A 23,367-nucleotide genomic window follows, 5' to 3' on the forward strand; every position below is an offset into this window, starting at 1 on the left:
TGTAAAAAGCGAAAGATATCGTCACTTGATACGCTTTCACGCATAGTCAATGCTGTTGTTCGTCAGCAGCCGTACCCAAATGTGCTCGATCTTAAACACACGAGTTTTTACCTAAACACTTAGTCAACACGGTGCTGGTGAACGCTTACGAATTTTGAGCTAGCATGTTAAACACTGAAGCCATTACTAAGCTACGATCTTGACTCAATACACCATCGGCTAGACCACCAAGAGAAGGAGTAATACAACGTAATACTTTAAAAGTAAGTTGTTGCTGTTTGATAGGTTTGATTTTAACTGCTTTAACAAAAGTATCTTCGAACTCTTTTTTAATAATCTTATCACTGTACATATTATTTCTCTCCTTGTTGTAGGTGTTCTAACTTTTCATGCAGTTTACTTAGCTGAATTTCTAACTCTTCTTTCTTCTCGATCCAATCCTTGCTAACCTTTTCCATGAAAGCAACCTTGCCACCACCAACGCCATTATCCCACCAGACTTGTTCGCTTGGTGTGTTATCAAACCACTCACTCATATCCCACAGCATACTGTTAATATTAATCGGGTTGGTATAGTGTGCGATATCGTGTTTCAACTCTAGAATTTCTAACTCAGTTTCAAAAATAATATGGTGCATAATTCTCTCTCTTGTTGTGTTGTGTGTTTAGATTGAAGCGTTGTTACCAGTGATCTTTAATTTAGCTAGGAGGGCTTTAAATGCTTCAGGACAATCCTTACTTAGACACTTAGCCAATTCTGCAAATGCTTGTGGTGTGAAGTTCAAACCTTTCAAACCACCTTTCAACTCTTTGAATTCTGGACTATCTGTAATTGCTGATTTTTGGATTAATACTTCTAGGTGTTCGACTTGCTTACTATTAGCCTTGATAATATCCTGACGCATAATTGAGGCTTTACTGGCTACCTTTTGTTTAGCTTTAATCTTACTCTTTACAATCAGGTCAAGGTCACGCTTAGGGGCTGCACTAGGCTTTTTATTACCACTAGGTTTAGCACTTGGTTTCTTATTAGCCTTTACAATCTCATCAAACACACTGTTATCAAACACACGGCTTGCTGCTGCGAATGTAGAGATTTCCTTGACGAAGGTCTTACCGTTATAGCTAACGCTTGTTACAGGTAATTGTAGAGTCTTCTGACCAATAGCTTGTCCGTCTTTCTCAGTGATAACAATACTTGATAATGTAGTGTCTTCATTGTTGAACACCATCTTCAAAGTATTTTTAAAGTCGTTAACTTCTGGGTTACTAAACTCAATAGTATTCGAGCCGATATCAACCATTTCATAAGTTCGAAGTTTACGACCTGTAGACATTTTAATATTTAATGTGTATTTCATTATTTCTATCTTCCTATTATTTCAATTTCATAATTTTAAAGCGTTTTTTGTATAGCTTATCAGTGTTGGCATATTGGTGGGCGTTAGTGGTTGCGTTAGTAAAGTTGAATTCATCCTGCAGAATAGTAACTAAGCCCTTGTGCGAGGTGATACGTTTACCTGTATGTGTATCTACAACCTGATATTTAAAAGCTTGGTCTTGCTTATTTTTAGCCCCTGATACATATTCACAGTTATTTACTTGGTAATCCCCAACATCAGCAAACCTAGCCACATGAAATGACTGGTAATTCTCATCAACTTGACGCATACCTGTTGAGCTTGCCTCTACTACCCAATATAAAAATTCTTCAAGGTTTTTAAACTTGCATTCAACATCTTGATACCAAATCTTAGTACCCTTACAACGTGATTTAATACCTTGGAATTGACGTGTAAGTTTGGCTAAATCTTTCTTACCAAATAAGTGTGTAAAGTGTTGCTTTTGTTCAGGGGTTAACATTGCTCGCATATCTATCTTCTCTTTGTTGTTGTGTTATTTGTTTAAAAAGTAATAAACTCTACGGTTTGATTTACCTTTTAATTTTAATTTTTTCATTTTTCAATCCTTCTAAAAATGATTTGTGTTTATTTGTAAGTTCGTACCAGTAGGATCTGTGTATCTCTAATTCCTTACAAACTTCCGTGATACTTAATTTATTACCACTTTTATAGTGTTCAGCAATTCTGGTTAATAATCTGACCGTTCGTATAGAGTGGCGATACCCTTCCGTAAAAAGGTATTTTTGTATTTCTTTTTCCATTTAATCACCTTATTATCAGGTATCTGTGTTGAGGTAGGTTGTCGTGTAATACTAGACAATGTTGGTAAGATAAATAAGGTCAAACTTAATCAACCTTAAATATCCCAACAAAGAGAGAGAGGAAGCGGAGGAATTTTTACATGAAGTAAAAACGTTCCCCTCTAGTAATAATTATAACACGTTATGCAAACCCCGTGCCAAGAACTATTTTTAATATTTATAGCAATCGGGGAATACAGCGTAGGCCGAATTGACATAATCCACTGATTTCTCTGGGTCACTATGAATTTTCACTGCTAAATCTTGTAATGGTGCACTCGCATTATCAAAAATCTTACCCTCACCTTCATTTAAAATGAAAGAGTCAAAGTAGCCGAAGATGAAAGCGTCTAAGGTGTGATTTAACACATCGTTGTTTTTAACTCTGCGGTGGTAATTCTTGATCAATTTATGTAAGCCACAAACCACAGAGATATAATTAATGTTTTTACCTTTAGGTAGGTATCCATCGACCCCGTGTAGTGCTGTCTTACCTAATGTAAGGGTTTTAGCAATATCGGTTTTACTAAGTCGGTGTTCACGTACAAATTGTAAATCGTATTTCATGGGATTTTATCCTCTTGTTATTGTTAGCTGTAATCATCCACTAAATAAGATGGACGGGTTTTACTAAGTTGGTTGAAGTAAGCCTCTTGGTCATATTCAGATAGTGATCCGAACAGTTCAAATTCTTCACGACTTACAATGAGGTAGTAATTATTTAATTCAATTTGATACATGTTCAGATCCTTATATCGTGGGCGTCCTTGCCCTTATGACGTTGTTATAGACTAAAGTATGTAATTACTAATTCACGGATTTCTGGGTAATTAACTTGCAGATAAATTAAAATGTCAGTCATTACATAGCTCCTAGAATGTTAGCTTCAAATCGCGCTGATAAAGCCTCTTGCTGTACCTTAAGGTTGTAAGCGCGATTCTCTTCAAGTTGTTTTTCAACTAACTCTGTAATGTTATCTAGAGTAAAGAACTCCTCACGGGCTGCTGTAGCCATTTCTTCAGCGATAGCTTGTGATTGTTCAAGTAATTCAGCTTCAGTGTTGAGTAGTTTCTCAGGGGCTTTTAAAACCACTTTCATTGTGCTTGCATCTTTACCCATTAACGCCACAGGTTTATATGCTGAAAACTCATCATCACATAATTCAAATCCTGCTTTACTAAACTCGATAATAGTAGCTAGGTATTGATCATCACCTGAAAAATTGTAACGGTTAAGGTTAAATCGAATAGGGCGTAAAGCTAACTCTTTGTATTCATCCAACGAACGAAGACCATTGTCAAAGTTAATCAGTAATTCGTTTTTAATACTTTCCAGTGCTTGCTGTGTGGCTTGCTCAATGTCAAAGCTATATGATTCCAGAATTTGTTGTTGAATCTCTAAACGGTCTTCGGATTTAAGTTCAGGTTGTGCCACTTTAGCCACTTTTGCTTTAGTTGCTGCTGCTGTTGTATCTTTTTTGATAGACATATAATTTCTCTCTGTTGTATAAGTGTTGTTGTGTTGTATAAAAAGGAAAAGCCCAAACAAAAACGAATGGGCTAATTTGTCTACACGCTGCTCATCATGGCCTACGCTCGACTAATCAACCTAAAAGGAAGATAGATAGATATTTAAAAAGGGGGTGTGTAGTCGTAACTACAAAAGGGGTTGCACGGATAAACAGTCCATGCTAAGACACATTCGACGAGGGAGGATAATTAATATCCACATCTCTATTCATGCATATAGTTTTAAAGTTACCACCTTATCGCGTGGCTACGTTTGTCGAGTGTGTTGTAATAAGTAGGGGATTATGATTTAATATGGTGCGCCTTACTGGACTCGAACCAGTGACCTATCTGTTATGAGCAGATTGCTAACTAACCATCTGAGCTAAAGGCACTTAATAAATAGGGGTTGGTACAAAGATCCGCGCCCTAGTGCTATAACTATTTGTTTTCGTACTTATATAACTCATAAGCACATTGGAAATGCAGTAATTCGATTGCACATACTTTACTTAGGTAATAGCGCCTAGCTCGAATCTGTCTAGCTGATTTTCCATCGAACCAAGGTAAGTATGATTCGACCTTCTTATTATCAATCGTCATATTGATACCTTAGTGTTATGAATTGGGTTGCTTAGGGTGCAACTACTTCCCTAAGACTTTTTCCATCAGGCTCAAGACTTCCTTTAGGAGAGGAGGTATCTAGGTGTCTGAAGCCTATATGATACCGTTGCTAATCGTTAAAGCCTAAACTTGCTAACTAAAAACTCATAATCAATATTTAGTAAAATGAAAAATAAATCAAAGTAAGTTTAGTAAGAAAGGATTCGGTTTATTGTTTCCCTTCTATACTTAGTATTATAACACAGTTTTTATGACGAATGTCACAAATATTGAATTATTTCTTGCAAAAGTGAAATTAATTTAGCAGTTGGCTACTGTTTGCCTTGTCTAGTGTAGAATTCCTCAATAGTCTTTAAAGTTTCCTCACTGGCTGGGCGGTGATATCTCAAGCTTCTTAATTCAGACTTCCAAGCCAAAAACAAACCCTCTTGTATTGACCTCATGATCGGATCATTACTAGTCACCATTTCTTCCCACTTTTTAAGCTCCGCACGATCTAGCTGAACTACTTCCCCTGTTGTTAGTGCCACACGGTATTCCGATAGTAGTAGTTGTTCTTTTTCTGATAACTCTCGTTTCCTCTTCTTCTTCTTACTCTTTTCAGCATTTTTAAAATTCTTGGTTTGTTTTGCTAGGAAAGTAAGCACAGAACACTCTCGAATTTCAGGATAACCACCTTGTCTGTAACTAACTCTGCTTGAGGCTTTTCTGCACCTTTCAACCCCACCTTTTAAGTAATAGAGATCTGGTTCAAAACTTATAATTTCTGCTCCGATTTCTTTTGCATGCTGAGTTACTATTGCTTTAACTTGTTCTTCTGTATATCTGATTGCCATTGTCTATCTTCCTATTATTATATAGCCGAAATACGCACGTAGAATGCCCTACGATGAGCGTTAAGCACGTATCCGACTAAAGGTATTAATTATTGTGTTGTGTTGCTGTGTAGCGTAAGGGGAGGGGCTTTTTAGAATGCTGTTAAGATATCAATTGTCTTCTCAAAGTTTGATTTATTCTTTCCTTTAGCTCTGCGTCTATCCAGACCAACCCACTCCACATGAAATTGCATGTATTCACACGGTACAGCTTTACCATTAATTTTAAGTGTTAGTGAGATTCAGCATTAACATTGGTATCATTCGGGATTGTAGCTACTTTTAACTCAAAGTTAGCTGCCTTGAATGTAGCTTTCTCTTTAACGTGATCCACTGATAATTGACTCTCACCAAATGTAAAACAGTGTGTTGATACTAGTCCATCTTTGTTGCTGCATTGGAATTTGATTAGGTTCATAATTTAAATTTCCTCTTCTGTAAGTTGATTTTCATATGCAAAGACTACGGTTTGGCAACAATTTTCAATGAAAGAATCATGCTCTACTAAGCCCCTGTGTAGATCATCTAAGTGTTGAAGGGCGGCTTCATATGTTGAATATTCAATTTTGGTCATGTGTGGTTCTCCTTATTTAATTCCGGACAATTGTCCGGAATTTCTTTATTGTGATTTCAATGTGGTGATTTGGGCTTGGATTTGGGCAGCTTGTTCTTCTAATGCTTCTATCTCAAGTTGCTTTTGTTGTTCTTTTCGAGCTTTCTTATACTCTTCTCCGAAATTCTTAATATCTGTTAAGGCATCTTTTGTTAAAGGTGTCACCCATCGATTTTTAGTATCCTCAAGTATATTATGAAGCAAATCTTGCACTACCTTACTACCGCCATTCTCAAGAACTAAAACTCTTAATGTCATAAAGTATGTACATTCCTTTTTATAATCTTCATATTGTTCTCTGGTCATTGGTGTAAATATGTGTCCACACAATACATCTTCAACAATGCAATCTTTATCTAAATATTTCCACTCGCCGCCAACATGGATACGGTAAACTTCATCACCCCATTCTGTAGAAAAAGGTTTAATTTTATGAGGTTTGTTTTCGTCACGGACTAGACTATAAACTTCTCCCGATTCCCATTCATACGCATACCGTTGATCTGTACTGATAATAGGTAGAAAGCAAAGCCCTTCATGTTTAAACACCTCCCGTAAGTATTTACCGTGGTAGGTGATGGGTTTAACCTTAAGCTTAATATCTGCATCTTTTAAAAGTTGTTTCGGTAGGTCTTGTAGCGCACATTTATAAGTTTCTGAATACATAATTAATTTCTCCTTTATTTCTTCCAATTTTCTACTTTCTTGTAATAGTCAAGGTTACGTAGATAAGATCCTCTTACCTTTGCTTCATTGCGGTGTTTATAGTCATAACGTAAATTCAAATCAGACCCGAACAACTTCACCCAAGCATTAGTAAGTGCTGTGATCATATCTTGCTCAAACTTTGTAGCCGTTAAATAGCTGTCATGGTAGGTAAGGCAAGGAATATCTTTTTGTGTGAGTTCATCGATCATACTATTAACAATCTCACTGTCTTTATTCATCAAACTCTTCCATAACTCATCCTGTTTGAATACCTTATCTTTCAAGTACCAATTCTTTTCAAGTAATGAGTCGATAACCCTTGTGTAATCTATCTCTACGCCATGCAGGGAAGGAAACCAACGATCTTTGACCTTATGCTTACTATCTTCAAAAACCCCTTGTGTGAGGGATACAGCGCATTGTTCTTTAGAACCTTTAGCATTAAGTATCTTCATCATGCAGAGCTTTAGGAATTGTCTGTAATCTTCAGGCTTTACACCTTCGGGAATATAATCAATTTCGTAAGCATCGAAAGTATCAAATCCATTTTCGTCTACTTCTGAATAATCCCGTAAATCAATACCTAATTCTGTAGCAATAAACCTTGGATGTGTACATTTGATATCAATTTCACAAGTAGGTAGATCATTTAGCTCAATAAGTTCTCGTAGGTCACTATTAATAGTTTGGAAACCGTTTGTTGTATGGAATCGGGAGTAACTGCCAACCTCATCCCGATGAATACGCTTGTAACATACATAAGCAGGATCACCACCAACTGTAATTCTGGTATCTTCTAGTAGTTCATTCCAAGCCTCTAACACTGATAAAGTAATATTAAAGTCTGAAGTTTCATGCAAAAGTATTGTTTGCTTATCGTCACCCTTACCGATCCTTAATTCCACTTGGTACTTACATTCGTTAATAGGTGCAATATCTAAAGGTTGCATCTTTTCAGCGTAAGGATTGTTCATTACCTCGATAGCTGTTTGCATTGCATCATATGTACCTGCACGTTTACTAAAAGTGGTATCTGATTTCTTACTGAATTGGTTTGTGTAACCCTTCCATACAAAAACATTCCCTTTGATCTCTTCATACGCCAGTAACTTATTCATACGTTTATTACAAAGTTTGTAGAGGTTAGGTAATTTCTTACCGTCTTTACTGGTGTTTGCTTTCGTATAATCGTTAGCATCAAAACTCATATTGAAAATGTTTGTGTTAGTCTTCTCAATAGAAAGTAGGGCATTTAAGTAGCACCACACCTCAGCGTTATATGTCTTTTTACCTACGTTGTAATACTCTCCAAGCGCCTCACACAGCTTTTTATGTTCTAGTTGAAGGTCTTCATAAGTTGCACAAACTAAAGGGACTGGAACGCCCATAGCGAGTAGGTGACGGTGTTCATGATCAACCGTGTTTATTTTCTGTGGCATTACTAAGTTTCTCCTTTATGGAAGTAGTTGTTTCTTCATCTTCTAGTAATTTGATTAATTCGCTTACTACGTGGTGTGGTTTAATTTGGTTGTCTTTACAGAATGGCATCAGGATAGATAATTCGTTATAACCTAGTGTCACCTTCATTTAATTACATCTCCGTTTTCATCAAGTTTGAATTCTGACCCGTAAGTTTTAACCTCATCTTTCTGGGCTGCCTTATATGCTTCTATTGCTAGTAATATCTCAGTAGCCTTTCTGAACTTACCTGCTTTAGTAGCTCGTGTACGTCTTTGCTGTAGTGCTGATATTGTCAATTCGTTATGTAATAGTGAGCATGTCATGGTGTAGATGTGGTTAAAGTCCATATTCAGCATGTGCTCTACTTTCTCTTGAGCAAATTCCCAATGTAACGGTTTCAAGTAGTCTTGTTGTGTAAAGGCTGTGTGATAAATTTCTTCTGGCATATAAAGTGCCTCCTTGTTAATGGATATTGTTTGCTTATATAGAGGGAAGGAAGTTTTACAGAACTGAATAAGATATGTGTTGAGTGTCTGAATATCTATCGTTTTGTCCTTACTCTTTATATATTGCCATGATTATTATTAGAGCTTCTACTCTAATTGTGACCAATATCTCATGATTACAGCTAAGTGTATGATTTCACTAAGAAAGAAATTTCAATTATTTTTAAATTAATTCTTGTACTTTTCTTGGTTTTGTAGTAATGACACTTGAGACACGGATCATAGGTTATGTCCAGATATTAGTTTTTAGTAATTCCACCTTAAAACACTTTACTTACATATAATTTCGTGTCTGTCCAAATAGGTTACTGTGGGAAGGTGAATACTCGTGATGCAAGCATCACATAATATAAGAGGGTAAGAGTAGAATTAGTGATAATAAGATCAATGTATGAGAAGGATTCTATATAATAATTAATCAATAACTACATACTCTATCTATTACAGGGAGTTTTTAGAGGTATAGGAAGTAATACAATTAAATCAATAAGATAGGGAAGAATTACCATAATTATAACCAACTAAATCTAAGACTCTATCTATTACAGGGAGTTTTAACCGAAAGTCCATTCAGCATCCACACTCACATAGAGAGCTGTATGTTCCATCCCATAGAGAACGGGAAATCCCTGCCTGTATCCTACGTTAGTAACTACTATCAACCAATCTCATATAACTAGTAACATTACCTGATTTAGGATGTGCTGATATCACTAAGATTCATACAGAATAACTCTCACAACCTCTCTGAGAAGCACACAGACAAGAGTTACAATAGAAGGAGTATGATTGCATCAATAAGGTATAGACACTCACAGAATGGCATACAGAGAGTATTTATATTCCGAATCTACTCGGATAATACAATTGTTACAATATAACATTATGTCGCTGAAATGCTTCATGGGGACGATTTATACTATACAGGTGGATAGCTAAGCAACCTCCTACCTCGTAATAATTCGATAAATGTCGAAATATAAATACAAATAAGAATTATTATCATTTGCAAGTGAGATACATTCTCATTTATGATCACACAAATCACACCATACAGAATTACATACCTAATACATATGTGCATAATTACCCTGTAATCTGCATACTAAATAACCCTACAACTTAGTCAAGTATAGGCGCTCCTACGTGAAATCTGAGTGTGTTTAGTAGGGTAAGCTATTAACTTTTTACGTAGGGACACGGATTATCACACCCTAGTGGATATTAGAAATATTACGTAAAATTAGAGGATTCTAATGTTAGGTGATTATACTGAGAATGTCTTGAATGCCTTTATTTATAAGGGCTACGGGTAGGTTAGAGTAGTAGAATATAAAGAAGTCTGACCGGAACAAACCTTCCAACTGATCATGCAAGAAGGCTATTCAATAACTATGCAATCATCGAATTGTTGAGAAAGTTATCAGATATTTCTCGATTTAAAATTCTGAGAGAACGGGGAGATAGGTGCGTGCTTAAATGGTCAATCTCGATGAATAGAAATTCATAAAATTAAACCTACTCTGTACAGATATTTTCCCCAGAATCACACACAAAAAGGGGTATACCTTTATATTTGGGCTATAAAATTTTATAGAAAATTGGGTAAATTCGAGTCTAACTACTGTATCACTCGGTATAGCTTTCACTGCCACTTTGCTATAGCTTTGGGTATCACTAACTATAGATTTAACTATATCTTTCAAACACTTACAGATATTTTGATACAGTAAACAGGGGTAAATAGGGATGTGTATAATAAATGTATAAATAAATAGAATTAAATAGTGAATAAGGCTAAATATTGACTGTAGTACGTGATAATAAGCGATATTTTTATACACTTTTTACTGTTTCTTACTCCTAATCAGCGATCCTCAAATTTAAGAATTTAAGCTATTTTGCATTATTTCGTATCATGTGATTGTGATCACACTTTACCCCATGCTATAATTAATCTTGTGATACACTTTAAGACTAAAAGAGGAATTAATATGCGAGTGAACCCTTTCACAATCAGGCTTGCCTATCCAGTAGCTAAGATATACTTCGATGAAAAATACCCAGATATGGTAGAACACCTTAAAATTGTACTTTGTTACATGGCTTGTGGGGTGGATGGAGGTACTATTCGACTCTATATGAAGTATGACCACGGATACACATTAGAGCCTAGTTTTAGTGGTTATATGACGATGAATAGAGCTAGGTATAAGAAGGATATTAAACGGGCTGCTGGTAGGATTGAGAAAGCACGTATTAAGAATGAATTAGTGAAGATGTACGGGGATAAAAACAAGGAGGGTTAAGGATGGAATTAAAACTACAACACATGATCGGGAACACTTACCCCACACCACAAGGAGAGTTAACCGTAATTGATAGTAAGGTTGGTTTAGCAGGTAAAGAGTTATTACTTTTAGAGTGTTCAAATTCAGAGTGTGATTCTGTTTATAGGTGTGTACCAGATTTACTGGAGAAAGGATCAATACCTTGTAAGTGTAAAGAAGTTAAAAAGGTTAGACGAAAAGTTAGTAAAGTTAGAAAGCCGTCCTTAATATCAACAACACAACACATCAAAGATTTCATGAATACTGGTGTTTTCATTGAAGGAACTAAATTTACCCGCAGTGATAGAAAAACCTACTGGATTGTTGAATGTCCTAAATGTTCAAATGATGAATATGTAAAAGTTGGCTTATGTAACGGTAAATTTGAATCTGCTAGGAGTAGTTTGAAAAAGGGTAGTATTCCTTGTAGATGTAGTGTTTCTCCTCAGTGGACACAAGAACAGAGAGAATACCAAATTAATAAAGTTTTCAACGTGGAAGGTGGATCGTTTGTTGGTTGGGACGGTGAGTATAAAAATGCTAAGTCTAGATTTGATTGGAGGTGTTCAAAAGGTCACGAATGTAAAACGGTACTTTTTAATTTTTTAGATTCTGGCACACGTTGTCGAACTTGTAATAATGGAGGTTATGATCCATCTAAAGATGGTCGATTGTACTTAGTTGAATGGTTTGGCTTTGGTAAAAGTTACTTGAAGAAAGGTATCACAAATAACGAAACTCTTGCCCGTATTAAACAACAAGCCCGTAAATCAAAACTTGATTATAGAATCATCCGTGAAATTCATTCAGAAGATGGTCAATTGATTGCTGATTTTGAGGCTGTGTTAAAGAAACAATTTAAAGGTAGTGCCTGTCCTAAAGAGTGGATGGAGGACGGATACACAGAAACGGTAGAAGATACCAAGGAAAACAGATCAACACTAACAATCGCTTATGATGCCTTATTGGATGTTGTAGAGGATAACCAGTATCAAGGCACAGTATCAGAAGAAATCACAGATTACACACACTTATTGTAATAAAGAAAGGAGGCGTAAAGCCTCCCTCTCTTCGTATTCAATGTAACCCCAAATTTCTAAAGTTACCCTTCGATATAATAAGTTTTCCCACTAAACCCAATTCTCTGATCCCCTCCTTAATCCTCTGCATACCCCTAATACTGATATGGTTATCCTCTGTGGTATCATCCCCAGAAAATGAAACTGATTGCTTACCATTCCAAATCATAATAGGGCTACCACTGAGCCAACGAGTACCACCAGCCTTAAATATAACCTTGATATCGATGACATAGTAATCACCTTTCTGACCTAGCCAATATTCCCTTTCACTCCCCACACTCTTAGCTTTAACTTGTGCAGTAATAACCCTTTATTTCATCCATTTCTCTACTTGCTCTTGCCAAACTCCTACCAATTCCTCATTAGTACTGTACAGCCCAGAATCAACCACCTTGTTACGTACTCTATCGCACCACTCACTAAACACTTTGCTCTTATGTAATCCCTTTTTCACTAGCATTTTAGGTAATAACCCACATTTTACTAATTCATTCACTACCAGCCCTTGTGTGAAGTAGTGCTTAGGAGAGTGTCCACTAATTTTAATAGCCTCTTTTCCTTGTATATTCATTGGTAATAGGTCTAATTCTGTGTGCTCCCCTGTAATTGTAGTGATACCCACCTTAAAGTAACCAATATTAGCAATATCTAATACAGTTGTGTAATGTTTACTAATATCAATGCGGCTTATCACCTTCTTTAAATCTTCCCTTACCTTGTTACGTACAGGGTGATCTTCTCTCCACACATCTTCATTATTATAATGTTGGTTCAGAGTACCTTTATCGATATCAGAGAACATATTGGAATTTACAATATTCTCCCTCTCCTCTAAAACCTCCTCTAAGGCGTTCTCAGCCTCTTCTAGTAGGTCTAATACACTTGCTCGTTTTCGTTCTTTATACCTTGCTGTAAGCTCCCTCACCTCTTCCTGTAGGGTAGTAATCTTATTATCCAGCTCTATTAAATCTATATCTGTATTAGCTTGATCTAACAAGTCACCTGTAAGGAGTAGGACAACCCTTTCAATCAATCCTGCAGAAACACTGTTTAGGTTACAGCCATTGTTATGCTTCTTGTTACCACAGCAATAGTAGGTAAGTGATCCATTCAACACATTACTTAGGTACGGTTTTCCACAAAGCTTGCAGTATAAGAATCCTTGGTTTGATAGAAGGGGGATCTCTTTAACCTTAGTCTTTTGTATAGATTTAGTCTTATTTAATAATACAATCTCTTCCTTAGTGCAGACAGCTTCATAATATCCTTCTAGAACCGTCTGAGAGCCATCCTTAGCCGTTACAACCTTATCTCCTAGTAAGTAGTGGGAATTACTCTTAATCTTGCTTAGGTTGGATTGTGTGAATGATAGGTTGTATTCATCTTTCAGGCTTGCTTGAATAGTCTTATACCCTTTACCAGTTAATAGAGATTCAATGATATGACGGATCACAGGTAATTGCTCAGAGATAACTTTTCCAGTTTTATTGTCAATCCAGAAAGGAGAGCGTGTAAGAGAAGGTGTAAAAGTTCTATCTGTTAACCATGCCTTGATAGCATTATCTATCGCCTCCGTACTACGTATAGATTTAGTAGTACTTTCTTCATTAGCCCTACTAAATATCAAGTCAGCCAGAATTGAGGATTTAAGATCGCCCCACTCAAACAAATGGTTATCTGTGTATGAATAAACTCTAACGCCACTACGTAGAATAGGATCTAGAATTGAGTGTCTACCCTCAGAGAAATTGAGACGGGATAATCTATCAAGACTATAAACGGCTAAAATACCTTTATTCAAATTTTGTTTACAATCTTCTATAAAAGTTGAAAGGGCACTACCCTCGGAAATATGTTTACCACTATAAGCAGATCCTACAGTTGGTCTAAGTTCAATGACATTAGCAAGGTTATACTCAGTGCAAAGTGAGGTGATCAACTCATCACTAACCTGAAGCTTGAGAGAATTTTTGCCTTCCTTGTCTTGCTTGGAGCTACTGACTCGCTTATATACATAAAGGTTCATACACAATTCCTACACATAAAAAGAGACAGCCCCGAAGGACTGCCGTTAGATATTATAAAGCGTTTTGCTTTTGTTGAGATATTTTCTTAATCTTAGGGAGATATAATTCTTCAAACATAACCTTAGAATCATCATTGATAGGGTATGTGCAATCATAATCTCCAAACTCTTTAGATTCTGTGCAAACTCGCTCATAGTTCAGGATCTTGTTTAGTACGAAGTTGATCCCTTCTATGGTTCTAGGTTCATAAGTTACTGTGTCATTCTCTAAACAGGTTCTCCAACCTTTTACATAATCTCCTTTACTACCCATACGGAAAGTAACTTCTGTTTGCTGTCCCTTAGCGCAGTTATTGGTTTTCTGAATACTTACGGGGACGATATAACCGTCTGAAGGGACTAGTGTTAGACTTTCTACAAAACCCCCTTGGTAATACTCTTTACTTGCATAATCGATAATATCTGCCATACCACCACGCCACATAATAGTAGAAGTGTTACGGTTAGCCTCGGCTAAAGCCTTTTTAGCTTCTGCTTCAGGATCAGGTTGAGAAGGGAATACTTCATCTAAAGCCTGTTGTTTTTGTTGCTCAGAAATATTCACTTGAGGCTTATCACCTACAATATGACCAAAAGCAGCCATACCAAAGAAGATAGTCAGGGCAATAGCTACACTCTTAAAGCCATATTTACGGTTAAGCAATACTAAGCCCCAAATACCGCAAGTTAAGATAAATAGTAATACGTTTTTCATAATAAAATTCTCCTTATTTGTTTGATTTAATTTGTTTCCATTCCTGATCTGTCACATCGGGATAGAAGGTTTTACGAATATCTTTAAGGCTTAGTAAGGTAGATTCTGCAATCTCGGAAATAGAAAACCCTTCACAACTAACCATGATATCAATTGAGTATTTAGCTAACTCTTCTGTTAACCCGTCCCTGTCACCCTTCACCCATTTAGAAATCGTGTTTAGGTGGTACTTACGAAAATTAGAATCGATAAACTCTTGAGTTAGTCCTGATACACTTGTAGTTGACATTATTTAGCCTCTTGTCTGTATTCCATACGTGCAATTCTCATACGCAACCTAACAGCCTGAGATAGTGTTAAATGCTTACTGTGATTAACAAACTTCAATGTCTCACGAGGATCAGCAGTGTGAATAATTGGTTTAAGACTTTGGTTAGTTCCAGTAGATAGCATTGTAACTTCTCCCTTTGTTTACGTTACAAGGGAACTTTAATACTATGGCAAAGCTTAGTGGGGTTTTCTTAGCGTTTGAACGTCACGCTTTCAGTACTATCCAAATGTATTTCCGTTGTTGCAGGTTGAGTTTGTGCAATGATCTTACCTGCGCGTACAGAGTATCGAACAGGAACTTGGCGTCGGACGGCATCAAAACCATTCTCAGCAGGTAGAATCAGCAAGCTGCCAGGTTTATCGACTTCGATGCCATGCTTGTCGGTAATGTTCAGCGTACGTGCTGAGTTGGTGCTTATGAGATCTAAACTGTTGTTGATTTGCTCGTAACCCATCACCTGGCAAACATGCAGCCCCATGTGAAGCACTTGTAGCATATTCGCCGTGCCCAACGGATACCAAGGGTCAAATACATCATCGTGCCCAAAGCAGACATTGATATTGGCTGCCAGCATCTCCTTAACTCGCGTGACACCGCGACGCTTAGGGTAATCATCAAAGCGTCCTTGAAGATGAATATTGACCAAAGGATTCGCAACAAAGTTGATGCCAGACATACGCAGTAAACGGAACAGGCGAGAAGCGTAAGCACCGTTGTATGACCCCATAGCCGTGGTATGACTTGCCGTCACCTTGTGACCCATCTGATATTTATGCGCGAGCGCTGCTAAGGTTTCTACAAAGCGCGACTGTTCGTCATCAATTTCGTCACAGTGAACATCAATCAGGCAATCGTATTTTCGTGCTAACTCGAAGGCATAATGCAGAGATTCAATGCCATATTCGCGAGTGAACTCGAAATGAGGGATTGCGCCAATCACGTCGGCACCTAATTGTACTGCCTGTTCCATCAACTCTTTACCGTTTGGGTAGGAGAGTATTCCTTCTTGCGGAAAAGCGACGATTTGAATATCAACCCATGGTTTCATCTCTTCACGCAACTCAACCATCGCTTTTAGCGCAGTCAGTGTTGGATCTGATACGTCAACGTGGGTACGGACGTGTTGGACACCATTGGCAATTTGCCATTTCAGAGTCTGTTTAGCGCGTGTTTTGACATCGTCAATAGAAAGCAATTCTTTGCGCTCAGCCCAGCGTTCAATCCCCTCAAACAAAGTGCCTGAAATGTTCCAGTTAGGCTCACCTGCGGTTTGGGTGGTATCTAAGTGAATATGTGGTTCACAAAACGGCGCAACAGCTAATCCACCTTCTGCGTCGAGAAGATTTCCTTGGTAAGCCAAATCAGCATCGTTGTCTAAGATCTGCTTAAATTGACCATCTTCAATCAGGATCTGCTTCAAACCCTCTTGGTCTGGTAGTGTTACGTTTTTGATCAATAGCGTTGTCATGATGCTTCCTTACGCTGCTTGTGTTTTCAGCGCGTATTTGTTGAATAGTGGGTTTAGAAGTGCGTAGCAAAGTGCACCGCCAAGTACAGCGTTTAGCGGTACTATTCCCGGAATAAATTTACCTGCCGCAACGCCAACGGCTACAGCAACAATACCAGCCCAGTTAACGGTTTTGAATTGGGCATTTGCAAAGTTTCCATAACGTTTACGGTTGATGATAAAGTCAGCAATGATTACGCCGCCAATTGGTGGGATTGCAGTCGATAAGAAGGTTAACCAGCCGACGAAGTTATTGTATAACCACAAAGCGAATATCGTTCCTACTATGCCGTTGACTATAGACATTATGGTGCTTGAACGGCCTGTAATGTTAGAGAAGCCTAGTCCCGATGCATATAGGGCGTTTTCATTGGTCGTCCAGATATTTAGACCCAGAACAATGATAGCCGGGATCAGTAATCCTTGCGCAATCATCACATCAGAAATGTCCGCTTGACCTGTTGCCGCCGCTCCTGCTGCACCAAAGATAAACATCAGTGAGTTACCAATAAAAAACGCCACCATGGTCACCAGTACCGCGCCAGCTGGCTTTTTACCAAAACGAACGAAATCGGCGGTCAAGGTACCAGCACTGATGAACGAACCTACTACCATTGCCAACGCCACTGAGAAGTCCATCGGGGTTTCAGGCTCAATAAGTTGCAGTTGTGCCAATCCGCCAACACTGTCTACTGCCATAGACACAGAGTAACTACCAAGGATAGCAATTGCGGGTACCGCAACCGCTGAAAGTACCATTAACGCTTTAATTCCGAAGTAAACCGTTACAGTCATTAACAGGCCAGAGATGATAATCAAGGTGTTGGTGTCAATTCCCGTTGCTTTATGAACTGGAATGGCAAACATGGCAACACCGACACCAAACCAGCCCACTTGAGTGCCACCTAATAGAGCGGATGGAAGCCATGAGCCTTTAGTACCAAATGAGAAACGTGCAAGAAGGTGAGTAGAGAGACCAGTAGAAGCGCCGATGTAGCCGAGAAAAGAAGTGTAAATGCCAAGAATGAGGTTACCAATTAGGACTGCGAGGAAGAAATCGTCAAATGAGAGCCCCGTACCAAGTGAACCGCCTGTCCACATACTTGCGGAGAAAAATGTCAGTCCCAACATGACCATGGTCAGTGAAGCAACGCCTTTTCTCGCTGTGTCCGGTACTGGTCCAAGACTGTAGTTATTGTCCGCAGCCATCTATAACCTCCGCAAATAGAATGATGATGAAAATTTGTCAGTATATTTTAGGTAAACGGCGCGTATTATGTTGATATTTAATTTGCTGTCAATTCTCTAGGTGATTTTTTTGAATAAATTCCTTATATGTTTATTTTAAGTGCATTAAAAACAATGCGTTATTGTTTTTGTTTTTTTATGTTTATTTCACATTAAAGATGAATTTAGTTGAACTTAAATCTGATAAATTTCACGCAAATATGAATTTTTTGTATAAGTTGCCATATATGGCATTCTGTAATTAGTGTTTGCTGGTGCTAGCCATTCTCTTCAGATAAGCAAACGTTTTCTTATCATCATTGCGCTTTGTTCTAATATGGGTGGTTAATTTTCGATCTTTGAGTGGTGTTAATGTTGGCTTGTTGGGTGGATTTGGTTTAAAGGTTAAAAAAAGAATGTTTCTGATGTAGAGAGCCGATGGTTTGAGTCAGTTCTTCATATAACAAAAAGGCCAATCTCAAGTTCGGAGATTGGCCGCTATAAATGTGAACAAATCAGGTTCACTAACAACGTCAGTTGGCTAGGTGACCCTCGGCTTAAAAAGGGTCAAGCATACTATTGCAGTATATGTGCCAGTTTTAATAGCGACTAATTGCGCTAAAACGGCGGGTATTTGCAGATATTTACGCTTTCTTTTTGCATATTGAAATTGCAAAATGCAACTCATATCATATTTGCTAATTCTGCCTTTACAGCATGACCAAACTCGCTGTGCCAAGAAAAGCAAAGAAGCCAACGACGTCCGTGACTGTGGTGAGGATTACAGAGCCCGCAAGAGCGGGATCCAACTTAAGTTTATCCAGTGCGATTGGAATCAGCACCCCGAACATAGCAGCGGTAATAATGTTGACTATGATGGCTAAGGCGATCGTTGCCCCGAGGATTGATGATTGAAACCATAAGCCAGCAATCGCGCCGATGATCAATGCCCACAGCAGTCCGTTGATCGAACCAATGCCAATTTCATTTTTAAGTAGCGCCCAACGGTTACCCGTTGTGATCTGGTTAAGAGCCATAGCGCGGATCATCAGGGTAAGGGTTTGGCTACCTGCGATACCGCCCATTGAGGCAACAATCGGCATTAGAACCGCTAATGCCACGACTTGGGCGATGACATCTTCAAACAACCCGATGGTGACAGAGGCTAAAATCGCCGTCATTAGGTTGATACCAAGCCAAACCCCACGTTTCTGTGAGCTCTTTACAACCGGAGCGAACAGGTCATCGCCTTCGTCCATACCGGTACCGGCCATTAATCGCGCTTCGTAGATTTCGCGTTGGCTGCTTAGAGCAAATTGCCAATCTATTTCACCAACCAGCAATTGTGATTCGTCAGTGACGGGCATAACGGGTAGAGGGGAGTGCTCCAAAGCATCGATACTTTCCGCCAAACTCAGCTTAGCACTGAGGGGCACGATATTGTCTAATGCGAGATTTTTCAGTCTCTCAACAGGATCGGCACGGAGTAGATCAATGTAACTTACCATGCCACGAAACTGTTTAGCTTTATTGATTAAGTAGATTTTTTGCGGTGCATCATAGCTGTATCGCTCCATCAACCCTTTCGCTTTTTCGACCGAAATACTAAAAGGTAATGTCACCACTTTACGTTCTGCCCAACGACCTAATTCATCGTCTTGGTACTGGTTTGCTTGGTCGTAGAGCTCAAGTTCGTCCTTCTCGATTAACTGCAAGGCTTCATTAATGATCTCTTCAGGAAGAGAATCGGCCCATTCGATAAGCGATAAGTTGTCGAGTTTTGCTAGAGTTAGCTTCAACTCGGTTTCAGAAAGCTGGTCGATAATAGAATGACGTACTTCAGCACGGGCATCGGTCAATGCATCGATATGAAGTTCAAGAGGGAGACTGCGCCATAAACGCACACGATCCTCTAGGGGAAAGGCTTCAAGAACCAGTGCAATAGAGCCGGAATCTAAACCAAGTTCGATCGCGTTATTAAGAATGCTAATCTGATTGGCTTCATTTGCTTGCGCGATCTGCGCAATAAGGGTGGAGAGATCTTGGAACTGGCTCACTAACTACCTCGTTGTTTATACGGAGATTCTGTTTATTACGGTAGTTGAAATTAGCAGAAAAACAATACACTAGCGAGTCACAGACAATAGTTTGAGCATTGGATTGAGGTTGAGTGGACGTTTTTAAGCCATATTAATCGCTGGTGAACCAAATACCGCCAGACGGGCTGGCGGTATATTTGTGTCCTTGCAGTGATTAAATGGAATAGAAGTAGTAAAGCTGCGATTTCATGCAGATGATAATTCCGCGAATTGCATCCAAAAACGCCATGAATCCAATCGGTTTTTCACCGCTCACCCACGCCAAGCCGACGGAACCAACAGGTATATCGTAGCCTTGACCTTCTTCAATCTTCAGACGCACAAAGTGGTGCTTGTTTTGCAAGTTATTTCCCGTTGTCGTGCGCACGGATTGGTCCATACCTAATAAGTTACCCTGTGCTTCACCAGTGGCTTCAACAATACCTTCTACTTGAGCTGAGAAAATCTTACCAGGGTAGACTGAAGAGGCAAATTCAGCCGGCTGACCCGGTTTGACATTGCGGATAGCCTGATGATTAACCCGCATTAATACGTATTTCTCATTGGTGTACATTTGGAGGCGAGGCATCATAGAGACGCGCTGACCTTCTCGCAGAATAAAGTTCGTCACGAATCCATCCGCCGGAGCATAGACTTTGGTGCTGTCTAAGTCCCATTGAGCTTTCGCCAGTTGTTCGCTTGCGGTTTTCCAATCCGCTTGGCGGCTCTGAACCGTAAGTTCTGACTTGGTAATCGCCAACTTTGCTTTATCTGCCGCGACTTTCTTACTGCTTAACTCAGACTCAATCGTTGCGATGTTATGTCGAGCTTTTTCAACGGTGGTTTGCTGCTTATCGATATCACTGGCAGTAATGGTATTTTTTACCACACGGTTCTGCTCTTGGTACCGTTTAAGCATTTTCTGTTGCAACTCGTAGTCTGCTTTGGCTGAGGCTAAGCGACTTTGAGTCGTCTTAACGTCCTGCAACATCGAGGTGTAGGTTGCTTTTGCAATGGCAATGTCTTCAATCGAAACTTGATGAGCCACTTGTGCTGCTTTGAGCATGTTAGCTCCTTATTAGCTATGTCGCCCCAACAGCTTCAAAGAGCATTGAGAAAACTGGGCATGAACTTTTCAACGGTATGTGGCTATGTGCTGAGCAATATCGCTGTCTCTATGCTGGCTAAAGGGGTGGACACGGATACCGTGGCGAGACGATTAGGTTATCAAAATACCGCGAGCTTTAATCGGATGTTTAAGAAAAATCGCGGGATGACGCCCAGCCAATACATACAGCATTTTGCTTTGGATGGGCAGAGAGTGAATTAAGTCTCCTCGTGCCAACGAGAACCATAGGCCTGACTGTAATCAGGGAGGTGCTGATGCTTGGAATCACTGGCGGCCGTTAGGGGACCAACAACGGTTCGATAGGGTAGGTAGCCTGCAAAAGTGTTTAGTGAGAGATCGCTCTGATCGTCGTTTACCTCACCACAACTGATCTTCACTGACGCTTCTGTCAAAGGAATAGCGAGTAGCATGGTGGCGTTTAACTCTTTAGTGCTACTTAAACGGACATCCTGTGTACGTTGTGGCGCGATTTGCTCAATAAAGTGATTGAGCAATCTGTCTTTGTCACTCAGATCTTCAATCGGAGTAAACTGGCCCAATACAACCGCGCTGCGATAGTGAGCGCTGTGGTGAAATGCACTTCTTGCCAATACCCAACCGTCAAACAGAGTGAAGGTCAAACATGTCTGAGTTCCACTTTTTAAATTGCGCAATAAGCGGCTATTGTGAGCGCCATGGATGTAGACATAGTCGTCAACACGCCAAGCGAGCATTGGGATCACGTAGGGTTGATCCTGAGTGGTAATCGCAATATGTGCGACCAGTGATTCATCGATGATGTCGTACAAAGCTTGCCTGTCGCTGACGGCTTTATGCGCCCCTTTCTTAATTTCAGTTCGGCTGGTGGTCGATAACATGACTCTCTCCTCGATAACGGTTTGATTTATCGTTAATGTAGCTTTAGATTGGATCTTAATTTAGAGCCAGTTTTAGATAATGGATGGATCCACTTTATGGCGTTGATTGATATTGGCGACTTGCAACTTGATGACAAGACGACCATCAAACAAACCGCGTTGTTTGAGGCGATTCGCAACAAGATAGTCGCGCAGTTATGGGGTAAAGGCTTAAAGCTTCCCTCGACGAGAAAACTGGCACAAGAGCTCAATCTGAGTCGAAACACCGTGATACACGCCTATGAACAGCTTCACGCAGAAGGCTATTTAGAAAGTCGCATCGGGTCAGGCTACTTCGTCGCACTTGAACTGCCCGATCAGTTTGTTGCCACCTCTGTGGCGCGGGCCGAACCTCAGTGTGTGACCACCTCTTCGATTAATAATCAAGCGTTTGCTCCCGGAGTTCCTGATTTGGCTCAATTCCCTCAGCAGAAATGGCAAAGGCTACTCATGCGTCACTTAGGTCGAGCCTCGTTATTAGGAGGGCAAGAGGTGCAAGGAGATATGGCGTTGCGTCAGGCGCTATCTAGCTATCTGGCATCAAGTCGCTCCGTGGTTTGTCAGCCCAGCCGGATCATTATTACATCTGGTGCTCAGCAGGCTTTGGCCATTGCCGCGTTGTTAACTAAGCAGCAGGACTCAGGTGTGTTAATGGAACAGCCTGGTTATACACAAATGGCTAAAGTACTCAAACTGTTCAACTTAGCGTTGCTTGAAGCGACAGTGACAGAAAAAAATGGCCTCGATTTAGAGAGGGTTGAGCAAAGCGAAGCACGGGTGATTTATGTGACACCCAGTAATCAATATCCAATGGGGACAACGCTCGATATCAATCAACGACTCAGGTTGATTGAGTGGGCGCAGCAGAGGCAGGGGTGGATCATTGAAGATGATTACGACAGTGAGTTCCAGTTTGCTCATCGTCCTTACCCAAGTTTACAGGGATTGGCGGCAAAAACCGGTTATGACGATCATGTGATTTATGTTGGCTCTTTGAGCAAAGTGATGTTTAACGGCTTGAGGCTCGGCTACCTTGTGGTTCCGGAATCGCAGGTTAAGAAGGCGTTGATGATTAAAGATGCGCTAACAGGGGACTCACCTACTCATGCCCAAGCGGCTCTCGCAGACTTTATCTCAGAAGGCGATCTTATCCGCCATATTCGCAAGATGCGCCGTTTGTACAAGCTAAAGCATCAACGAATGCTTGAAATGATCACGCTCTATTTTGCGGATAAGGTTGAAGTCATCAGCCAAGCGGCAGGTTTACACATTACCCTTAAATGGCGAGGTTATGTTGATGAACAGCAGTGGACGGACTTAGCGAAACAACGTGGAATCGTGATTCGTCCTTTGAGCTATTATGAACATACTAGTCAAACTCAACGAGACTGGTCTGGTGCAGTACTAGGTTTTGGAAACGTTGCGTTAAACGAGATAGAAATGCACATTCAAACGCTTGCCGAGTTGTTTGAATCGTGATGATATGAAGCAAAGTAAACATCATATAAG

General features: G+C 39.6%; 24 protein-coding genes, 1 tRNA gene and 2 pseudogenes. 4 read left to right on the forward strand and 23 right to left on the reverse strand.

Annotation, left to right across the window (positions count from 1 at the left end):
- Window positions 1-145: 145 nt before the first annotated feature.
- The 15 genes from QTN94_RS14300 to QTN94_RS14370 all read right to left on the reverse strand — a co-directional run bounded on the left by QTN94_RS14300 (window position 146) and on the right by QTN94_RS14370 (window position 8,438).
- Entirely contained in the window at window positions 146-352 is a 207-nt protein-coding gene (locus QTN94_RS14300; protein WP_331428006.1) for a hypothetical protein, read from the reverse strand.
- A 1-nt stretch (window position 353) separates the two neighbouring features.
- Window positions 354-638: a hypothetical protein gene (locus QTN94_RS14305; RefSeq protein ID WP_331428007.1), complete on the reverse strand. Its 285-nt coding sequence runs from the start codon at window positions 636-638 to the stop codon at window positions 354-356.
- A gap of 27 nt (window positions 639-665) precedes the next feature.
- Window positions 666-1,361, reverse strand: a complete 696-nt coding sequence (locus QTN94_RS14310; protein ID WP_331428008.1) for a hypothetical protein — start codon at window positions 1,359-1,361, stop codon at window positions 666-668.
- Window positions 1,362-1,377: 16 nt separating this feature from the next.
- Complete coding sequence (locus QTN94_RS14315) at window positions 1,378-1,872, reverse strand: hypothetical protein (RefSeq protein WP_331428009.1); 495 nt, start codon at window positions 1,870-1,872, stop codon at window positions 1,378-1,380.
- A gap of 61 nt (window positions 1,873-1,933) precedes the next feature.
- Complete coding sequence (locus QTN94_RS14320; RefSeq protein ID WP_331428011.1) at window positions 1,934-2,164, reverse strand: hypothetical protein; 231 nt, start codon at window positions 2,162-2,164, stop codon at window positions 1,934-1,936.
- A 210-nt stretch (window positions 2,165-2,374) separates the two neighbouring features.
- Window positions 2,375-2,770: a hypothetical protein gene (locus tag QTN94_RS14325; protein WP_331428012.1), complete on the reverse strand. Its 396-nt coding sequence runs from the start codon at window positions 2,768-2,770 to the stop codon at window positions 2,375-2,377.
- Between the two features lie 23 nt (window positions 2,771-2,793).
- Window positions 2,794-2,943, reverse strand: a complete 150-nt coding sequence (locus QTN94_RS14330; RefSeq protein WP_331428013.1) for a hypothetical protein — start codon at window positions 2,941-2,943, stop codon at window positions 2,794-2,796.
- 121 nt (window positions 2,944-3,064) lie between these two features.
- A complete protein-coding gene (locus QTN94_RS14335; RefSeq protein ID WP_331428014.1) occupies window positions 3,065-3,691 on the reverse strand; it encodes a hypothetical protein in 627 nt (208 codons plus the stop codon).
- 336 nt (window positions 3,692-4,027) lie between these two features.
- A tRNA-Ile gene (locus QTN94_RS14340) sits at window positions 4,028-4,106 on the reverse strand.
- Window positions 4,107-4,152: 46 nt separating this feature from the next.
- On the reverse strand, window positions 4,153-4,314 hold the full coding sequence (locus tag QTN94_RS14345; RefSeq protein WP_331428015.1) for a hypothetical protein: 162 nt from the start codon (window positions 4,312-4,314) through the stop codon (window positions 4,153-4,155).
- A 332-nt stretch (window positions 4,315-4,646) separates the two neighbouring features.
- Window positions 4,647-5,171 carry a hypothetical protein gene (locus tag QTN94_RS14350; RefSeq protein WP_331428016.1) on the reverse strand — a complete coding sequence of 175 codons (525 nt, stop codon included), beginning with the start codon at window positions 5,169-5,171 and terminating at the stop codon, window positions 4,647-4,649.
- Between the two features lie 460 nt (window positions 5,172-5,631).
- Window positions 5,632-5,784, reverse strand: a complete 153-nt coding sequence (locus QTN94_RS14355; protein WP_331428017.1) for a hypothetical protein — start codon at window positions 5,782-5,784, stop codon at window positions 5,632-5,634.
- A 45-nt stretch (window positions 5,785-5,829) separates the two neighbouring features.
- The gene (locus tag QTN94_RS14360) at window positions 5,830-6,489 is read right to left on the reverse strand and encodes a hypothetical protein (protein ID WP_331428018.1); all 660 of its coding nucleotides are present in this window, start codon (window positions 6,487-6,489) and stop codon (window positions 5,830-5,832) included.
- Window positions 6,490-6,503: 14 nt separating this feature from the next.
- Window positions 6,504-7,970, reverse strand: a complete 1,467-nt coding sequence (locus QTN94_RS14365; RefSeq protein WP_331428020.1) for a hypothetical protein — start codon at window positions 7,968-7,970, stop codon at window positions 6,504-6,506.
- 144 nt (window positions 7,971-8,114) lie between these two features.
- Entirely contained in the window at window positions 8,115-8,438 is a 324-nt protein-coding gene (locus QTN94_RS14370; RefSeq protein WP_331428021.1) for a hypothetical protein, read from the reverse strand.
- 2,054 nt (window positions 8,439-10,492) lie between these two features.
- Between QTN94_RS14370 and QTN94_RS14375 the strand changes: the two genes are divergently transcribed.
- Together QTN94_RS14375 and QTN94_RS14380 are read left to right on the forward strand one after the other, a co-directional pair.
- The gene (locus tag QTN94_RS14375) at window positions 10,493-10,807 is read left to right on the forward strand and encodes a hypothetical protein (protein ID WP_331428023.1); all 315 of its coding nucleotides are present in this window, start codon (window positions 10,493-10,495) and stop codon (window positions 10,805-10,807) included.
- A gap of 2 nt (window positions 10,808-10,809) precedes the next feature.
- Window positions 10,810-11,868 (forward strand): hypothetical protein, encoded by a 1,059-nt coding sequence (locus tag QTN94_RS14380; protein ID WP_331428024.1) that lies wholly within the window; start codon window positions 10,810-10,812, stop codon window positions 11,866-11,868.
- 352 nt (window positions 11,869-12,220) lie between these two features.
- Here QTN94_RS14380 and QTN94_RS14385 read toward each other — a convergent pair whose 3' ends face one another.
- From QTN94_RS14385 to QTN94_RS14415, 7 genes and pseudogenes are all read right to left on the reverse strand, one after another.
- Window positions 12,221-13,936, reverse strand: a complete 1,716-nt coding sequence (locus QTN94_RS14385; RefSeq protein ID WP_331428026.1) for a recombinase family protein — start codon at window positions 13,934-13,936, stop codon at window positions 12,221-12,223.
- A 52-nt stretch (window positions 13,937-13,988) separates the two neighbouring features.
- Entirely contained in the window at window positions 13,989-14,690 is a 702-nt protein-coding gene (locus QTN94_RS14390; RefSeq protein WP_331428027.1) for a hypothetical protein, read from the reverse strand.
- Window positions 14,691-14,703: 13 nt separating this feature from the next.
- Window positions 14,704-14,979, reverse strand: a complete 276-nt coding sequence (locus QTN94_RS14395; protein WP_331428028.1) for a hypothetical protein — start codon at window positions 14,977-14,979, stop codon at window positions 14,704-14,706.
- Window positions 14,980-15,211: 232 nt separating this feature from the next.
- Window positions 15,212-16,489 (reverse strand): cytosine deaminase, encoded by a 1,278-nt coding sequence (locus tag QTN94_RS14400; RefSeq protein WP_331417477.1) that lies wholly within the window; start codon window positions 16,487-16,489, stop codon window positions 15,212-15,214.
- A gap of 9 nt (window positions 16,490-16,498) precedes the next feature.
- Window positions 16,499-17,737, reverse strand: coding sequence for a cytosine permease (codB, locus tag QTN94_RS14405; protein WP_331417476.1), 1,239 nt, complete (start codon window positions 17,735-17,737; stop codon window positions 16,499-16,501).
- Between the two features lie 728 nt (window positions 17,738-18,465).
- Window positions 18,466-19,812: a magnesium transporter gene (locus tag QTN94_RS14410; RefSeq protein WP_331428029.1), complete on the reverse strand. Its 1,347-nt coding sequence runs from the start codon at window positions 19,810-19,812 to the stop codon at window positions 18,466-18,468.
- Window positions 19,813-20,008: 196 nt separating this feature from the next.
- A pseudogene (locus QTN94_RS14415) lies at window positions 20,009-20,890 on the reverse strand (HlyD family secretion protein); the annotation flags it as partial.
- On the opposite strand from QTN94_RS14415, the pseudogene QTN94_RS14420 reads away from it, so the two are divergent.
- Window positions 20,891-21,163, forward strand: a pseudogene (locus QTN94_RS14420) (helix-turn-helix domain-containing protein); the annotation flags it as partial.
- Here QTN94_RS14420 and QTN94_RS14425 read toward each other — a convergent pair.
- The gene (locus tag QTN94_RS14425; protein WP_331417471.1) at window positions 21,160-21,819 is read right to left on the reverse strand and encodes a pyridoxamine 5'-phosphate oxidase family protein; all 660 of its coding nucleotides are present in this window, start codon (window positions 21,817-21,819) and stop codon (window positions 21,160-21,162) included. The pseudogene QTN94_RS14420 and the gene QTN94_RS14425 sit on opposite strands and share 4 nt — an antisense overlap.
- Window positions 21,820-21,915: 96 nt before the next feature.
- Here QTN94_RS14425 and pdxR point away from each other — a divergent pair, with 96 nt between their 5' ends.
- Window positions 21,916-23,337, forward strand: coding sequence for a MocR-like pyridoxine biosynthesis transcription factor PdxR (pdxR, locus tag QTN94_RS14430; protein ID WP_331428030.1), 1,422 nt, complete (start codon window positions 21,916-21,918; stop codon window positions 23,335-23,337).
- Window positions 23,338-23,367: the final 30 nt, after the last annotated feature.

It is taken from the genome of Vibrio sp. M250220, assembly GCF_036533795.1.
Lineage (GTDB): Bacteria > Pseudomonadota > Gammaproteobacteria > Enterobacterales > Vibrionaceae > Vibrio.

Excerpts from the sequence above, each read along its gene's own strand:
- QTN94_RS14395 (WP_331428028.1), bottom strand. The coding sequence starts at position 14,979 with ATGTCAACTACAAGTGTATCAGGACTAACTCAAGAGTTTATCGATTCT.
- QTN94_RS14385 (WP_331428026.1), bottom strand. The coding sequence starts at position 13,936 with ATGAACCTTTATGTATATAAGCGAGTCAGTAGCTCCAAGCAAGACAAG.
- QTN94_RS14360 (WP_331428018.1), bottom strand. The coding sequence starts at position 6,489 with ATGTATTCAGAAACTTATAAATGTGCGCTACAAGACCTACCGAAACAA.
- QTN94_RS14425 (WP_331417471.1), bottom strand. The coding sequence starts at position 21,819 with ATGTTATCGACCACCAGCCGAACTGAAATTAAGAAAGGGGCGCATAAA.
- QTN94_RS14325 (WP_331428012.1), bottom strand. The coding sequence starts at position 2,770 with ATGAAATACGATTTACAATTTGTACGTGAACACCGACTTAGTAAAACC.
- QTN94_RS14315 (WP_331428009.1), bottom strand. The coding sequence starts at position 1,872 with ATGCGAGCAATGTTAACCCCTGAACAAAAGCAACACTTTACACACTTA.
- QTN94_RS14370 (WP_331428021.1), bottom strand. The coding sequence starts at position 8,438 with ATGCCAGAAGAAATTTATCACACAGCCTTTACACAACAAGACTACTTG.
- QTN94_RS14375 (WP_331428023.1), top strand. The coding sequence starts at position 10,493 with ATGCGAGTGAACCCTTTCACAATCAGGCTTGCCTATCCAGTAGCTAAG.
- codB (WP_331417476.1), bottom strand. The coding sequence starts at position 17,737 with ATGGCTGCGGACAATAACTACAGTCTTGGACCAGTACCGGACACAGCG.
- QTN94_RS14400 (WP_331417477.1), bottom strand. The coding sequence starts at position 16,489 with ATGACAACGCTATTGATCAAAAACGTAACACTACCAGACCAAGAGGGT.
- QTN94_RS14365 (WP_331428020.1), bottom strand. The coding sequence starts at position 7,970 with ATGCCACAGAAAATAAACACGGTTGATCATGAACACCGTCACCTACTC.
- QTN94_RS14335 (WP_331428014.1), bottom strand. The coding sequence starts at position 3,691 with ATGTCTATCAAAAAAGATACAACAGCAGCAGCAACTAAAGCAAAAGTG.
- QTN94_RS14330 (WP_331428013.1), bottom strand. The coding sequence starts at position 2,943 with ATGTATCAAATTGAATTAAATAATTACTACCTCATTGTAAGTCGTGAA.
- QTN94_RS14345 (WP_331428015.1), bottom strand. The coding sequence starts at position 4,314 with ATGACGATTGATAATAAGAAGGTCGAATCATACTTACCTTGGTTCGAT.
- QTN94_RS14300 (WP_331428006.1), bottom strand. The coding sequence starts at position 352 with ATGTACAGTGATAAGATTATTAAAAAAGAGTTCGAAGATACTTTTGTT.
- QTN94_RS14310 (WP_331428008.1), bottom strand. The coding sequence starts at position 1,361 with ATGAAATACACATTAAATATTAAAATGTCTACAGGTCGTAAACTTCGA.
- pdxR (WP_331428030.1), top strand. The coding sequence starts at position 21,916 with ATGGCGTTGATTGATATTGGCGACTTGCAACTTGATGACAAGACGACC.
- QTN94_RS14350 (WP_331428016.1), bottom strand. The coding sequence starts at position 5,171 with ATGGCAATCAGATATACAGAAGAACAAGTTAAAGCAATAGTAACTCAG.
- QTN94_RS14320 (WP_331428011.1), bottom strand. The coding sequence starts at position 2,164 with ATGGAAAAAGAAATACAAAAATACCTTTTTACGGAAGGGTATCGCCAC.
- QTN94_RS14305 (WP_331428007.1), bottom strand. The coding sequence starts at position 638 with ATGCACCATATTATTTTTGAAACTGAGTTAGAAATTCTAGAGTTGAAA.
- QTN94_RS14355 (WP_331428017.1), bottom strand. The coding sequence starts at position 5,784 with ATGACCAAAATTGAATATTCAACATATGAAGCCGCCCTTCAACACTTA.
- QTN94_RS14390 (WP_331428027.1), bottom strand. The coding sequence starts at position 14,690 with ATGAAAAACGTATTACTATTTATCTTAACTTGCGGTATTTGGGGCTTA.
- QTN94_RS14380 (WP_331428024.1), top strand. The coding sequence starts at position 10,810 with ATGGAATTAAAACTACAACACATGATCGGGAACACTTACCCCACACCA.